The sequence below is a fragment of the Neisseria sp. CP9 genome, assembly GCF_047758525.1.
Lineage (GTDB): Bacteria > Pseudomonadota > Gammaproteobacteria > Burkholderiales > Neisseriaceae > Neisseria.
Genome location: NZ_CP180502.1, coordinates 2,437,644 through 2,451,334, shown reverse-complemented (window position 1 = coordinate 2,451,334; position 13,691 = coordinate 2,437,644). Strand labels below are relative to the sequence as shown.

At 49.9% G+C, this 13,691-nt stretch carries 14 protein-coding genes; 3 read left to right on the top strand and 11 right to left on the bottom strand.

Annotated elements, in window-relative coordinates:
- Positions 1–36: 36 nt before the first annotated feature.
- Both ACMYUL_RS11860 and ACMYUL_RS11855 read right to left on the bottom strand, forming a co-directional pair.
- Positions 37–510 (bottom strand): hypothetical protein, encoded by a 474-nt coding sequence (locus ACMYUL_RS11860; RefSeq protein ID WP_003763711.1) that lies wholly within the window; start codon positions 508–510, stop codon positions 37–39.
- 1 nt (position 511) lies between these two features.
- Positions 512–1,288, bottom strand: coding sequence for a ThiF family adenylyltransferase (locus ACMYUL_RS11855; RefSeq protein WP_415770730.1), 777 nt, complete (start codon positions 1,286–1,288; stop codon positions 512–514).
- Between the two features lie 193 nt (positions 1,289–1,481).
- Between ACMYUL_RS11855 and ACMYUL_RS11850 the strand changes: the two genes are divergently transcribed.
- Complete coding sequence (locus tag ACMYUL_RS11850) at positions 1,482–1,946, top strand: universal stress protein (protein ID WP_003755397.1); 465 nt, start codon at positions 1,482–1,484, stop codon at positions 1,944–1,946.
- 241 nt (positions 1,947–2,187) lie between these two features.
- On the opposite strand, the gene ACMYUL_RS11845 is transcribed toward ACMYUL_RS11850, so the two are convergent.
- The 7 genes from ACMYUL_RS11845 to bfr (ACMYUL_RS11815) all read right to left on the bottom strand — a co-directional run bounded on the left by ACMYUL_RS11845 (position 2,188) and on the right by bfr (ACMYUL_RS11815) (position 7,930).
- Positions 2,188–2,670, bottom strand: coding sequence for an acyl-CoA thioesterase (locus ACMYUL_RS11845; RefSeq protein ID WP_019270557.1), 483 nt, complete (start codon positions 2,668–2,670; stop codon positions 2,188–2,190).
- Positions 2,671–2,799: 129 nt separating this feature from the next.
- Positions 2,800–3,870 carry a magnesium/cobalt transporter CorA gene (gene corA / locus ACMYUL_RS11840; protein ID WP_415770727.1) on the bottom strand — a complete coding sequence of 357 codons (1,071 nt, stop codon included), beginning with the start codon at positions 3,868–3,870 and terminating at the stop codon, positions 2,800–2,802.
- 103 nt (positions 3,871–3,973) lie between these two features.
- Entirely contained in the window at positions 3,974–4,924 is a 951-nt protein-coding gene (gene trxB, locus ACMYUL_RS11835; RefSeq protein ID WP_045073357.1) for a thioredoxin-disulfide reductase, read from the bottom strand.
- 373 nt (positions 4,925–5,297) lie between these two features.
- Complete coding sequence (locus ACMYUL_RS11830) at positions 5,298–5,852, bottom strand: hypothetical protein (RefSeq protein ID WP_070498033.1); 555 nt, start codon at positions 5,850–5,852, stop codon at positions 5,298–5,300.
- A gap of 126 nt (positions 5,853–5,978) precedes the next feature.
- On the bottom strand, positions 5,979–6,485 hold the full coding sequence (locus tag ACMYUL_RS11825; protein WP_415770724.1) for a hypothetical protein: 507 nt from the start codon (positions 6,483–6,485) through the stop codon (positions 5,979–5,981).
- Positions 6,486–6,967: 482 nt separating this feature from the next.
- Positions 6,968–7,441 (bottom strand): bacterioferritin, encoded by a 474-nt coding sequence (gene bfr / locus ACMYUL_RS11820; protein WP_016687569.1) that lies wholly within the window; start codon positions 7,439–7,441, stop codon positions 6,968–6,970.
- Between the two features lie 24 nt (positions 7,442–7,465).
- The gene (bfr, locus tag ACMYUL_RS11815) at positions 7,466–7,930 is read right to left on the bottom strand and encodes a bacterioferritin (RefSeq protein ID WP_070514321.1); all 465 of its coding nucleotides are present in this window, start codon (positions 7,928–7,930) and stop codon (positions 7,466–7,468) included.
- Positions 7,931–8,513: 583 nt separating this feature from the next.
- Between bfr (ACMYUL_RS11815) and typA the strand changes: the two genes are divergently transcribed.
- A complete protein-coding gene (gene typA, locus ACMYUL_RS11810; RefSeq protein WP_415770721.1) occupies positions 8,514–10,325 on the top strand; it encodes a translational GTPase TypA in 1,812 nt (603 codons plus the stop codon).
- 330 nt (positions 10,326–10,655) lie between these two features.
- On the opposite strand, the gene ACMYUL_RS11805 is transcribed toward typA, so the two are convergent.
- Positions 10,656–11,192, bottom strand: coding sequence for a hypothetical protein (locus ACMYUL_RS11805; protein ID WP_415770719.1), 537 nt, complete (start codon positions 11,190–11,192; stop codon positions 10,656–10,658).
- Between the two features lie 134 nt (positions 11,193–11,326).
- Between ACMYUL_RS11805 and ACMYUL_RS11800 the strand changes: the two genes are divergently transcribed.
- A protein-coding gene (locus ACMYUL_RS11800; protein WP_156798183.1) for an IS630 family transposase occupies positions 11,327–12,174 on the top strand; the annotation gives its coding sequence in 2 pieces (ribosomal slippage) (positions 11,327–11,642 and positions 11,642–12,174; 849 coding nt in all).
- A gap of 71 nt (positions 12,175–12,245) precedes the next feature.
- Here the strand turns inward: ACMYUL_RS11800 and ACMYUL_RS11795 are convergent.
- A complete protein-coding gene (locus ACMYUL_RS11795; protein WP_415772960.1) occupies positions 12,246–13,673 on the bottom strand; it encodes an acyl-CoA dehydrogenase family protein in 1,428 nt (475 codons plus the stop codon).
- Positions 13,674–13,691 lie beyond the last annotated feature (18 nt).

Genomic DNA, 13,691 nt, shown 5'->3' with positions numbered 1-13,691 from the left:
TCTGAAAAAATAAATTTCAAAAGGCTTAAACCCACATCAAATTTTCTGATTGGCATTTGCAGAAGAGACCAACACACTCAGGGCTTGAACTGCTGCCATGCCATAAACAGGCAATCCGAAAAAAAGAAGTCCCGTTATTGCCGTCCAACTACTATCCAGACTACTCCACTCCCACAATAAAAAAACAAACCAAACAATCAACCATTCGACAATAGGCAAGGCAAGAGTCATCGAAGTTGTACAGCGTTTGGTCCACTTCATAATGCCGGCATTGAGTAGGGACAATAACATTACAGATAAAAACGGAAAGAAGAAAAACTTCAAAGACACTTTCTCAAAAGCCGACATTTCATGAGCTCGTGAACAATACTCTGCATACTGTTCATTGTCAGCGTCAATATCAAAACATTCGAATCCTGAAAACAGCAAACCGACACTGTACACCAGCAAACCGAAGACAACCGCATAAATCAGGCTACTGATAAAGTAGGCTTTAAAAAATCGATTCATCTCACTTCCGTCCCGCAATATGTTCTACCGCCGCCTGCGCACAATACAGCCCAAACGAAGCCGTTACCAACATACTCGCGCCATAGCCCGCGCAGGACAGTCCTTGCGGCGCGGCATCAGTCGAACACGCTTCGCCCGATTGCGGCGGCGTAATGTTTTCAGTCGAGAACACACACGGCACGCGCATTTTTTCTTTGGTATCGCGGCTAAAGCCGTAGCGTTTGCGCAAGGTGTAGCGCAGGTTGGCAAGCAGCGGGTCGTGGGTAACGCGGCTCAAATCGGCGGTTTGAATCAACGCCGGATTTTTCTGTCCGCCCGCGCCGCCGCTGAGAATAAACGGCTGTTTGTGTTTCACAAAATAAGCCGCCATCGCCGCCTTGACGCGTACTTGGTCTATCGCGTCGATCACAAAGTTGAAAGGTCGTCTGAAAAGCGTTTCCAGATTGTCTTCCGTCACAAAATCTTCGATTTCCTCCACTTCGCATTGCGGATTGATTTGGGCAATGCGTTCGCGCAACGCCATCACCTTCGCCTTGCCGAAATCGTCGGTCAGCGCATGAAGCTGGCGGTTGACATTGGACTCGGCGACGTTGTCCAAATCAATCAAGGTCAAACGACCGATGCCCGTCCGCGCCAAAGCCTCCACCGCCCAAGAGCCTACCCCGCCCACGCCGACCACGCAGACGTGCGCGCGCGAAAACCGCACCAGTGCTTCATCTCCGTAGAGTCTGGCAATACCGCCGAAACGGCGCGAAGGAAGAAAAACAGTGTCGTTCATACCCAACCTTGTGATATGTCAATAAATGAATGAAAATCAACGCAAAACGCTGCGGAGGAATCCGGCGCATATTATACTGGAAAGCAGCCGGACTGTTGCAGCAGCCCGAAAGGGTCTATAATCGTTTCATATCAGACCCTTCCCAACCGCATCCAACAAAGTGCCGCCTGCGGCGCAAAAAGGAGAATGAACTATGTACAAACATCTGGTTGTAGCCGTTGACGGCAGCGAAACTTCCCTCAACGCCCTGAAACACGCCGCCGAGTTGGCAAGCGTCAACAACGCCCGCCTGACTTTGGTGCACGTCGCCAACCCCGCCGAATACATGGCGCTCGCCCCCGAATTCCTGCAACACGAAAGCTACGAGGCCGCCGCCGTCGCCCAAGGCAACGAAGTCTTGGACTTCGCTGAAAAAACCGCCCGCGAAAACGGCGTGGAAAACATCGTCAAACACCTGCTCGTCGCCAACAAAGGCGCGCGCGAAATGGCGCAGGATTTGGTCGATTACGCCGATGAAAACGGCGCCGACCTGCTGGTACTCGGCACACACGGCCGCACCGGCCTGATGCACCTCCTGATGGGCAGCTTCGCCGAAACCGTTATGCGCCAAAGCCACCTGCCGCTTCTGATTATCCGCAGCAAAGCAGAAGAAGCGTAAGGGTTTGCCCTATTGAAGAAGGTCGTCTGAAACTGCTTCGACAAACGCAGTTTCGATAATGTCCTTATCCGTCAAATATAGTGGATTAAATTTAAATCAGGACAAGGCGACGAAGCCGCAGACAGTACAGATGTAACGCCGTCCTGGTTTAAAGTTAATCCACTATAAAAAGGTCGTCTGAAAACCTGAACCTTGGTTTTCAGACGACCTTTGTCTTGTAATCCGTTTTATCCGTCCGTTTTCAGCATCCGCAAGACGTTTCATCCGATGTCTGAAGGCTCAAGGCTTTGCGTTTTTGAGCTTTTTCGTAACGGCAGCGTTGACGCTCGGTAGTAATTTCCAGCGGCGGGACGGGAACGGGTTTGCCGTCTTCAACCGCGACCATGGTGAAGTAGCAGCTGTTGGTATGGCGCACTTCGCCGGTGCGGATGTTTTGCGCTTCGACACGGATACCGATTTCCATGGAAGTTCTGCCCGTGTAGTTGACGCTGGAGTAAAAAGTTACCAAGTCGCCGACGTGTATCGGCTCTTTAAACAAGACTTTATCGACAGACAGGGTAACGCAGTAGTTGCCGCTGTAACGGCTGGCGCAGGAGTAGGCGACTTGGTCGAGCAGGCGCAAAAGTTCGCCGCCGTGGACGTTGCCGCTGAAATTGGCGGTGTCCGGCATCATCAGCTCGGACATGATGAGTTCGTGTGAAGGGAGTTGGCGGGCTTGTTCCATGATGTTCCTCTTTTTGAAATAAATGTTTGTGTTGAAACGGGCGGTCTGCGAGTATTTTGAATGGTTTCAGACGACCTTAACGAGTGTATTTAATCTATGAATATACGGCAATTGGATTTTTTTATGGGTTTATAACCATTTCCTACGCGAGAAGAAAATCAGCAGCCCGACGATGATGCACAACATCAAACCCAAAACCATAAAATAGCCGTAATGCCAATGCAGCTCGGGCATATTGTCGAAGTTCATGCCGTAAATGCCGGTGATGACGGTCAGCGGCATGAAGATGATGGTGATGACGGTCAGGACGCGCATTTGTTGGTTCATGCGGTTGGACTGGAAGGAAAGGTAGATGTCCATCATGCTCAACACCATGTCGCGCGAGGCGTCGAGCGATTCGATAAGCTGCATGTTGTGGTCGTACACGTCGCGCAGATAGACGGTGGACTCGCCTTTGAAAATGGCAAAATCGCCGCGCACGGCAAGCTGATAGAACACGTCGCGCAAGGGCAAAAGCGTGCGGCGTAGGCGGACGGCGTCGCGCTTGAGGCGGTGGATTTTGCCGAGAATGTCGCTGTTTTCATTTTTAAACAGGGATTTGTCTATGGCTTCGACGCGGTTGTTGTACTCTTCCAAGACGATGAAATAGTCGTCCACGATGCGGTCGAGCAGGCAATAGGCGAGGAAGGCGGTGTTTTTACCGAGGATGCCGCGCGGGTTTTCGCTCATTTGGCGGCGCAGCTGGCTGAACAGCCCCAGCGGTTTTTGCTGGAACGACAACACGAAATCCTTGCCGATAATCAGATAAACTTGGTCGGAATTCAGTTTGCCGGCGGCGGTGTAGTGGTAGACCTGCGCGGCGATAAACAGATAATTGTCGTAGTCTTCGATTTTGGGGCGCTGTTTGCGGCTGAGGATGTCTTCAATGACCAGCTCGTGGATGCCGTAAGGCTCCAGCGCGTGTTTGAGCAGCGCGGCGTCGTTTATGCCGACGAAATGCAGCCAGTTGGTCTGCCCCGCTTGCGGGCGGGCAATGTCGGGCAGTTTTTTACCCGCGAGATAATCGTGTTGGGCAAACGTATTGGCGGAATAAAGCGTTTGGTGGATGGCGGAACGTGGAGCGTTGTCGGTATTGCTGCGCGGGACGGTTTGGTCTTGCGGGATTTCGACTGCGTCTGCGCTGTTGGGCTGTTTGCTCATAAAATGGGATAAGGCAGGATGGATAATATGTTTTTATATTGTGAAAAAGGTCGTCTGAAAGGTTCAGACGACCTTTATGCTTTAGAAAACCGTTTCGGATGTTTTACAAGCCTTGGCGGTCGAGCCAGCGTTCGGCATCAAGTGCGGCTTGGCAGCCTGAAGCCGCGCTGGTGATGGCTTGGCGGTAGGTGTGGTCTTTGACGTCGCCCGCTGCCCATACGCCTTCGATGTTGGTCGCGCCGACGTTGTCGCCAGTACCGCCTTTGGTTTTCAAATAGCCGGTTTCGTCCATATCGAGCTGACCTTTGAAAATGTCGGTGTTGGGTTTATGGCCGATGGCAATGAAAACGCCTTTGACGGCGATGTCTTCGGTAGTGCCGTCGTTGTGTTTCAGACGAGCGCCGGTAACGCCGCCTTCGTCGCCCAAGACTTCGTCCAGATTGCTGTTGAGCTTGAGGATGATTTTGCCTTCTTCAACGCGCTGCATGAGTTTGTCCACCATGATTTTTTCGGCGCGGAAACTGTCGCGGCGGTGGATCAGGGTAACGGTGTTGGCAATGTTGGCGAGGTAAAGGGCTTCCTCTACGGCAGTATTGCCGCCGCCGACGACGGCGACGTCTTGTTGTTTATAGAAGAAACCGTCGCAAGTCGCGCAGGCGGATACGCCTTTGCCCGCAAAGGTTTCTTCGCTGGGCAGCCCCAGATATTTGGCGGATGCGCCGGTGGCAACGATCAAGGCGTCGCAGGTGTATTCGCCCATGTCACCTTTGAGGGTAAAGGGACGGTTTTGCAAATCAACGGTGTGGATTTGGTCGAAAATCATTTCGGTGCCGAAGCGTTCGGCGTGGGCTTGAAAACGAGCCATCAGCTCCGGGCCTTGTACGCCTTCGGCATCGGCGGGCCAGTTGTCGACTTCGGTGGTGGTCATCAGTTGTCCGCCCTGTTCGACACCGGTAATGATGACGGGCTTGAGGTTGGCGCGGGCGGCATAGACGGCGGCAGTGTAGCCGGCAGGACCTGAGCCGAGGATGATGAGTTTGTGATGGTTGCTCATGATGTTTTCCTTACTGAGAGATTGAGTGTGTTTCAGACGAGGTAGATTTTACTTGAAACTCAGGTCGTCTGAAAATGTAGATGCATCCGCATTCCACTTTTCTTTTGATAAAGGGTAGTGGCTGAAGGCATCTTGTATAGTGGATTAACTTTAAACCAGTACGGCGTTGCCTCGCCTTGCCGTACTATCTGTACTGTCTGCGGCTTCGTCGCCTTGTCCTGATTTAAATTTAATCCACTATATGGCTATGGATAAACAAAGGTCGTCTGAATTTTCAGACGACCTTCATCTGTTTTAATCGGCAAATACGTTGTCTTTTCCTAATAACCATTCTTTGCCGAATCGGAAACCCGTTTTAAAAAACCAGATGGCTTTAGCGGCGACGGCCAAAACCGCGACTCATTGGACGGCGATGGTTGGACGGCTGCTGGGTGGTTTGGCGGTAACGTTGTTGTTGCGCCGCTTGTTGTTGTGCAGGCAGGCTGCGGGTATTGAGTTGCTGGCTGGTACGGCTGTTAGGACGGGCTGTTTGATAATAATTGGCGCGTGCGCGTTGGGCAATCGGGCTGTTTTGATTGCGTGCTTGTGTGAATTTGTTTGCCAGCGCGTTACCGATGAATGCGCCTGCCGCTGTACCAACCAAGCTTTGCAGCAGCCAGCTGCCAGTGGATTGGTCGTAAATATATTGTTGTCCGTCTGTTCCGGTCACAGGCTGACCATTGTTGCCGTTGGCTTGTGCTTCGGCAGGAATGGTATCTTTCACACCTTCCGGCGTGAGTTGGTAAATCGTATTGTCTTGTTGTTGGGCAAGTTGCTGCTGAAGCGCTTCGATTTGTTTTTGCTGCTGCTCAAGCTGGGCTTGGGTATTGTCTTTGCAGGCGGCAAGAGCAAGTGAGGAAAGTGCGGCTAAGGCAATGAGTTTTTTCATTTTTTTATCCTTTTTTGAAGTGGTATTGTCCAAGCCGAGCGTTATCGGCAAACTGCGCATCAATATACTGCGCCTTGCCGTGGTATATGGTGCAAATTTGATTTTTATCAAGCGCGTAAATGTTTTTTACAAAGGCAGACGGGGAAGTTTGGCTGCGAAAGCAAGGCTGTTGGCAATCAGGCTGCCATGATTTTCCATTTCATGTTCGGTTTCTACAATCAGCAAGTTATCAGGGCGACGGGCATGCAGGCTCATATGCATTTGGGCGGGGGTAAATGGAAGATGATGGCGTTTGGCAAAAGCTTGGGCGCGTTGGTTGGCGGTTTTCAACATCGGCAACAGCGTGATATCCAAATGAAAACGTTGTACACCCAATACTAAGATACGCGCGGCAAAAAAGTCGGCTTCCTCCGTAAAGACAGCAGGGCTGCCTGCTTCAAAATCGTGTCTTTCCACGGCAATCAAAGTGGCAACCATACGGATTTGCGGAATCAATGCCTCGCTGATCAGCGTATCTGCGCTGCCCGGCAAAGTTTGGGGATTTGATGTGTGGTGATGGCTGTTGCCGTCAACAATCATTTGGCAGCGGTGTAAAGGAAGCATTTTTGTTTGGGTGTTTATGGACGGGGTCATGGCTGTAATCCTGATTCAGTTGTGTTTTATTTCATATTTCAATTGATGCGGCCATGTATAGGTAACAAAAAAGCCGCTCAAACTGAGGCGGCTCTGATTTGCGTATCCTATCTCTAATCTGTTTCAGACAAGCGCAAAAAAGTACCGCACGTTTGTGTGGTACCAATAGAAGAAAGCAGATGAATGATGCGCTGTTTGCATGACAGAATACATAAATAATGGAATAGGTAACGTGTGCAGTTTAAAACAAAAATTCTAAATATTTCAAGAGCAGCAAGGGAAATAATACAAAAATATTTATAACTTATTAATATTCATATGATTTTATTTTGTTTTAAACCCATATACGCTCCATATTCAGCCATTAACAAGGCAGGAAAACCGGTCCTTTTACTCAAAAAACTTAAAAGAAAAACGGCATATCCGAAAAGATATGCCGTTTATGGGTGCAGGGACTGCTATATTTGGCAGTGGTTTGTGTTTTAGTCCTCTTGCGCCGCTGTTTGCAGGTAGTTCGGCAAACCGATTTTGCCGATCAGCTCCTGCTGGGTTTCGAGCCAGTCGATGTGTTCTTCGTTGATGTCTTTTTGTTTTTCCAACAAATCACGGCTGACATAGTCTTGCTGTTGTTCCGCGATGGCGATGGCAGCGACGAGGGCATCGTGTTTTTCCTGTTCTTTTGTCAAATCGCAGGTCAAGATTTCCTCGGTTGATTCGCCGATAAGCAGTTTGCCCAATTCTTGCAGATTAGGCAGACCTTCCAAGAACAAAATACGCTCGATTAAATCGTCTGCGGATTTCATTTCGCGGATGGATTGTTTGAAGAAATGTTCGCCCAATTCCTCAAAGCCCCAGTTTTTCAAAATGCGGGCATGCAGGAAATATTGGTTGATGGTAACCAAAAGCAAGCCCAAGTTTTTGTTCAATTCGCGGATAACTAAGCGATCGCCTTTCATTTTCAGCTCCTTATATACGCTTAATTACATTTGGCTTTGGTAGTAGTTGCCTTCGCCGACGAGTTCGATCAGGCGCAGTTGTTGTTCCAGCCAGTGCGCGTGATCTTCTTCAGTGTCTTTCAACTGGGCAATCATCAAATCACGGGTAACGTAGTCTTGTGCTTCTTCGCACAGTTTGATGCCTTTTTTCAACGCATCGCGTACTTCGTATTCGGTGTTCAAGTCCGCTTTCAGGCAGGAAACCACGTCGGTCCCGATGTTCAGTTCGGCACGGGTCATTTTAGGGGTACCGCCCAGCATCAGGATACGGCGGATGAAGTCTTCGGCGTGAGTGGTTTCTTCTTCCATCTCATGGTTCAGACGCTCGAACAGTTTGGTGTAGCCCCATTCGGAGTACAGGCGTGAGTGGATGAAGTATTGATCGCGTGCAGCCAGCTCGCCGGACAACAGTTCGTTCATATAATCGATAACAGCTTGATTGCCTTGCATAATTCTTTCTCTTTCTTTGAAATTGTAAAGTGTCTGTAAAAAACATTGCGTGTTGTTTTTTGATGACTGAATTGTATGAAAAAGCCTGACGCTTGACAAATTTTCTATTTAAAATACAAACAATTATCAAAAGAAACAGAAGCCTTAAAAGGTCGTCTGAAAATTCAATATCTTGTTTTATATAGATATTTGTTGCCATTGGTATTAAGAATCCATTTCAACATTCAAAAACATTTACACTCTTTAACCATAAACAAAAGCAAATAAATTACAAAATCCAATCAAATTTTATTATTAATTATTCTCAAATGCTTTTATAGTGGATTAAATTTAAATCAGGACAAGGCGACGAAGCCGCAGACAGTACAGATAGTACGGCAAGGCGAGGCAACGCCGTACTGGTTTAAAGTTAATCCACTATATCGTCAAACTGTGCTGCAGTACGCATTAGTGAATGACGGTTGAACCGGAACAAACGCCGTACCGATTCAAATTTAATCTACTCCCCCACCGTCCGATAAGATGAACCGTGATATAATTGCGAGTTACTTTTTGATAAAAATCATTTGAAATACATATCACCATGAAACAAATTCGCAACATCGCCATCATCGCCCACGTCGACCACGGCAAAACCACATTAGTTGACCAACTGCTGCGCCAATCCGGTACATTCCGCGCCAACCAGCAGGTTGACGAGCGCGTGATGGACAGCAACGACCTTGAAAAAGAACGCGGCATTACCATCCTCGCCAAAAACACCGCCATCGATTACGAAGGCTACCACATCAACATCGTCGACACTCCGGGACACGCCGACTTCGGCGGCGAAGTAGAGCGCGTTTTGGGTATGGTGGACTGCGTCGTATTGTTGGTAGATGCGCAGGAAGGCCCGATGCCGCAAACCCGTTTCGTTACCAAAAAAGCCTTGGCTTTGGGACTGAAACCGATCGTCGTCATCAATAAAATCGACAAACCGTCCGCCCGTCCGAGCTGGGTCATCGACCAAACTTTTGAACTCTTCGACAACTTGGGCGCAACCGACGAGCAGTTGGACTTCCCGATTGTCTACGCTTCCGGCCTGTCCGGTTTCGCCAAACTGGAGGAAACCGACGAGAGCAACGACATGCGTCCGCTGTTCGACACCATCTTAAAACACACGCCCGCACCAAGCGGCAGCGCGGACGAAACGCTGCAACTGCAAATCTCCCAGCTCGACTACGACAACTACACCGGCCGTCTCGGCATCGGCCGCATCCTGAATGGCCGTATCAAACCCGGTCAAGTCGTTGCCGTGATGAACCACGATCAACATATCGCCCAAGGCCGCATCAACCAGCTTTTGGGTTTCAAAGGTTTGGAACGCGTGCCGCTTGAAGAAGCCGAAGCCGGCGACATTGTGATTATTTCCGGTATCGAAGACATCGGTATCGGTGTGACCATCACCGACAAAGACAACCCTAAAGGTTTGCCGATGTTGAGCGTGGATGAACCGACGCTGACGATGGACTTTATGGTAAACACCAGCCCGCTGGCGGGTACCGAAGGCAAATTCGTGACCAGCCGCCAAATCCGCGACCGCCTGCAAAAAGAATTGCTGACCAACGTCGCCCTGCGCGTGGAAGATACCGCTGATGCCGACGTGTTCCGCGTATCCGGGCGCGGCGAACTGCACCTGACGATTTTGCTGGAAAACATGCGCCGCGAAGGCTATGAACTGGCAGTCGGCAAACCGCGCGTCGTTTACCGCGACATTGACGGTCAAAAATGCGAACCTTATGAAAACCTGACCGTGGACGTGCCCGACGACAACCAAGGCGCGGTAATGGAAGAACTCGGCCGCCGCCGTGGCGAACTGACCAATATGGAAAGCGACGGCAATGGCCGTACCCGCCTCGAATACCATATTCCCGCACGCGGCTTGATCGGTTTCCAAGGCGAATTCATGACCCTTACGCGCGGCGTCGGCCTGATGAGCCACGTATTCGACGACTACGCGCCCGTAAAACCGGATATGCCCGGCCGCCACAACGGCGTACTGGTGTCCCAAGAGCAAGGCGAAGCCGTCGCTTATGCCTTGTGGAACTTGGAAGACCGCGGCCGTATGTTCGTGTCGCCCAACGACAAAATCTACGAAGGCATGATTATCGGTATCCACAGCCGCGACAACGATTTGGTGGTCAACCCGCTCAAAGGTAAAAAACTCACCAACATCCGCGCCAGCGGCACCGACGAAGCCGTACGCCTGACCACGCCGATCAAGCTGACGCTGGAAGGTGCGGTCGAGTTTATCGACGATGACGAACTCGTTGAAATCACGCCGCAATCCATTCGCCTGCGTAAACGTTACCTGAGCGAACTGGAACGCCGCCGCCACTTTAAAAAGCTGGATTGATTCAACTAAGCTGTTGATGAAATGAAAAAAGGTCGTCTGAAAATTTTCAGACGACCTTTTTATTGCTTGCTATTCGTTCTTGCACAAAATTGCCGTTTTATAGTGGATTAACTTTAAACCAGTACGGCGTTGCCTCGCCTTAGCTCAAAGAGAACGATTCTCTAAGGTGCTGAAGCACCAAGTGAATCGGTTCCGTACTATCTGTACTGTCTGCGGCTTCGTCGCCTTGTCCTGATTTAAATTTAATCCACTATAAAAAACTGTCGGGTTTGATTTTCAGCCGCTCAAAGTCAGAAACACCTTTCAGTCAACCTGAATCAGTTGCGGCGGCTATTTGTTTTCGCCGTATTTATTATGCAGATTTCGGATTCCTTCTTTCAACCATTCATCCCAATCAGGGCGTAAACGGCAGAGTTCTTTATTCCAATACAGACAGTCCCAAGCCATGCTGCGCGAGGCCTCGGTATCGCGCTCGAACATTCGGGCGACAAAAGGTTCGAGCGTTTGCGCGCTTTTGAACATACCGCCGTATTCTCCGTAAGTGCGGCAGGTTTCGGGATGGAGTATTTCCATCAACGTTTCGATATCGCCCTGCAACGCAAGCCATGAACCGTTTGACTCGTCCAGCCCAAGCACATCGCGTAACCAATGTTTGATGTTTTCCAAACCTTGAAAATGCGGGTCATACCACAGCAGGCGTAGGGTAGCGAGCTGACTTTCTGCTTCCGTCTGACCTTGTGGGTTTTCATGATCAAAAAGGGAAACGAGTTCGTACAAGGCACGGTTGCGCTGTTTCTCCGGCAGCGCAAGTAAAATGTCGCAGACTTGTTCGGGAGTCTGCCAAAGAGGAAGTTTGGAGAGGGTCATGGGCTTGAGGTCGTCTGAAAATCAATGGACGTCAACCAGATGGCCGGTTCATATACTTTTCACGACGAAGCTGCTTTTGAATTATAGTTAATTAAAAACAAAATAGTACAATACTCAACTTTTAAGGTCTAACCATGGCATACTCTGCGGACTTAAGAAACAAAGCTTTAAACTATTACGAACAATGCAAAAACATCAGCCAAACCGCAGCGACGTTTAACTTGTCAAGAAACACGCTTTACCTGTGGATTCGCCTTAAAAAACAAACAGGCAGCCTAAAACATCAAGTTACCGGTCTAAATGCCGTCAAATTGGATAGGCAAAAACTGGCTCAATATGTTGGGCAACACCCGGATGCCTATCTGCATGAAATCGCCAAACATTTTGATTGTACGGCAGCCGCCGTTTGCTATGCACTCAAACAGATGGGGATGACGCGCAAAAAAAGACCACCACTTACAAAGAACAAGACCCGGCCAAAGTAACGCATTATTTGACACAGCTGGCCGAATTTTCCGACTACCAACGTGTTTATTTGGATGAAACAGGATTTGACCGCTACCTGTTCCGCCCCTATGCCCGCAGCCTGAAAGGGCAAATAGTGAAAGCGCAGATAAGTGGGAAAAGATACCGACGCTTATCTCTGGTGTCCGCACAAGTCGGCAACCGGCTGATTGCTCCGATGGTTTATCAAAATACGATGACCGGAGTCTTTTTTGAAGCGTGGTTTCAGCAATGCCTACTGCCCGCATTGACTCAAAAATCGGTGATTATTTTAGATAATGCGCGATTTCACCGTATGGGTGTCTTACGGGAAATGGCGGAAAAATGGGGACATAAGGTATTGCCTCTTGCACCTTATTCACCTGAGCTCAACCCGATTGAGAAGGTGTGGGCGAATATTAAGCGGTATCTGCGAACCGTATTGTCTGATTACGCCCGATTTGACGATGCGTTACTGTCCTATTTTGATTTTAATTGACTATAAAAATATGAAAATCGACGAAAGGTCATCTGAAAACCGATTTCAGACGACCTCTCTGCCTTAAACCATCAACCGCAATATCGGCAATCCAATATATCTTTGCGGATGTCGTTCAGCAGGAAAGCTACGGTGTCTTCATGTTCCGCCTGTACGAAGGCGAAGAGTCGGGCGATGATTTTGCCGATGAAGACTTTTTGCAAGGCGCAGGCGTCGGTCAGGGTGTGTTCCTGCAGGAAGCTGCGGATGTCTTCGGGCAAGGTGTAGTAGCGGGCAACGGCGGCAAAGCGGGCCTCGGTTTGCAGGCGGGCGAGCAGGGTTTGGTTTTTATCCAACTTAATGCCCGCTTCTTTTTCTTCGGCGGTAGCGCGGACGAACTGGTCGTAAATTTCGGCATAAAGCATATCGTTCGGACCTTCAAAAATCGTGAAGGGACGGATGTCGATAGCGATATTGCTGGCGGTGTGTCCGCGTTCAAAACCCTTCGCGCCCAAGAGTTTTTGCAACATTTGCGCGGCGGCGTATGTGTATTCCGTGGCGAGGGTTTTGATGATGTTTGCCTCCATCAGTTGATGGGCGACGGGTGCAACGGGCGAAACGCAATGGCAGACGTAGCGGTAAAGAATCTCGGAAACCTGATGGCGGCGTTGGATTTCGCGGCGTTCGTAATCGACGAATTTGATGTCGTTGCGGACGTATCGGTTCAGGTTTTCAAGGATGTATTCCATGATACCGTGCGTCATGCCGATCAGTTGCAGGCGGCTGCGGATAAAGATGTTTTGGAACGCGCGCAAACCGGCGGCGTCGCTCTGCGAGAGTTTCATGACGGCGGTAGCGGGCATTTCGGCATCAATGCGGTTGACGGCGTAACGGACGGCGCGCAGGCCTTCGGATGCGAGGGCTTCGTAGCGGATGTATTGCTTGGGAACGAGCAACAGATTGATGACTTTGGAAAGTTTGCCGTTTTTGCGCTCTTTGGCGGCAACGAGGAGGAAGTCGCTCTGCGAGTTGCCCTGCCAATATTTCGCGGCGTTGACGTAAATCGTTTGTTCGTCGATATATTCGTAGTAGGACTGCATTTCGCGGGCAATCGCCGCGCCGGAGGTTTCGGGTTCGGTAATGCCCAAACCGCCGCCCTCGCCTTTGAAAACCATGTCCAAACCTTGCGCGACTTGTGCTTCGCCGCCAAACTCTTGCAAAGGCTGCAACACCAGTGCGCCTTCGATGCCGGTACGCAGGGTAACGGGTACGCCGTAATGCCCCGCAATCCGCAGGACTTCTTGGATTTCAAACTGGCTGCCTTTGCGGCCGCCGTGTTTTTTGTCGAGGAAGGGCAACAGCAAACCTGCCTGCTTCAAGGCAAGCCATTTGTCTTCGGGCAGGTATTGCATGAGGTTGAGGTCGTCTGAAAAAATGCGGCGGAATGCGGTTTCGATATGCTTTAAAAAAGCAGCCGTGTCCATAGTTGACGGCTGCGCGCTTGATTCGGTGTGTGTCATCATGATTCTCAGTTAATC

Coding starts and splice junctions, on each gene's coding strand:
- ACMYUL_RS11860 (WP_003763711.1), bottom strand. CDS start 510: ATGAATCGATTTTTTAAAGCCTACTTTATCAGTAGCCTGATTTATGCG.
- ACMYUL_RS11855 (WP_415770730.1), bottom strand. CDS start 1,288: ATGAACGACACTGTTTTTCTTCCTTCGCGCCGTTTCGGCGGTATTGCC.
- ACMYUL_RS11850 (WP_003755397.1), top strand. CDS start 1,482: ATGTACAAACATCTGGTTGTAGCCGTTGACGGCAGCGAAACTTCCCTC.
- ACMYUL_RS11845 (WP_019270557.1), bottom strand. CDS start 2,670: ATGGAACAAGCCCGCCAACTCCCTTCACACGAACTCATCATGTCCGAG.
- corA (WP_415770727.1), bottom strand. CDS start 3,870: ATGAGCAAACAGCCCAACAGCGCAGACGCAGTCGAAATCCCGCAAGAC.
- trxB (WP_045073357.1), bottom strand. CDS start 4,924: ATGAGCAACCATCACAAACTCATCATCCTCGGCTCAGGTCCTGCCGGC.
- ACMYUL_RS11830 (WP_070498033.1), bottom strand. CDS start 5,852: ATGAAAAAACTCATTGCCTTAGCCGCACTTTCCTCACTTGCTCTTGCC.
- ACMYUL_RS11825 (WP_415770724.1), bottom strand. CDS start 6,485: ATGACCCCGTCCATAAACACCCAAACAAAAATGCTTCCTTTACACCGC.
- bfr (WP_016687569.1), bottom strand. CDS start 7,441: ATGAAAGGCGATCGCTTAGTTATCCGCGAATTGAACAAAAACTTGGGC.
- bfr (WP_070514321.1), bottom strand. CDS start 7,930: ATGCAAGGCAATCAAGCTGTTATCGATTATATGAACGAACTGTTGTCC.
- typA (WP_415770721.1), top strand. CDS start 8,514: ATGAAACAAATTCGCAACATCGCCATCATCGCCCACGTCGACCACGGC.
- ACMYUL_RS11805 (WP_415770719.1), bottom strand. CDS start 11,192: ATGACCCTCTCCAAACTTCCTCTTTGGCAGACTCCCGAACAAGTCTGC.
- ACMYUL_RS11795 (WP_415772960.1), bottom strand. CDS start 13,673: ATGACACACACCGAATCAAGCGCGCAGCCGTCAACTATGGACACGGCT.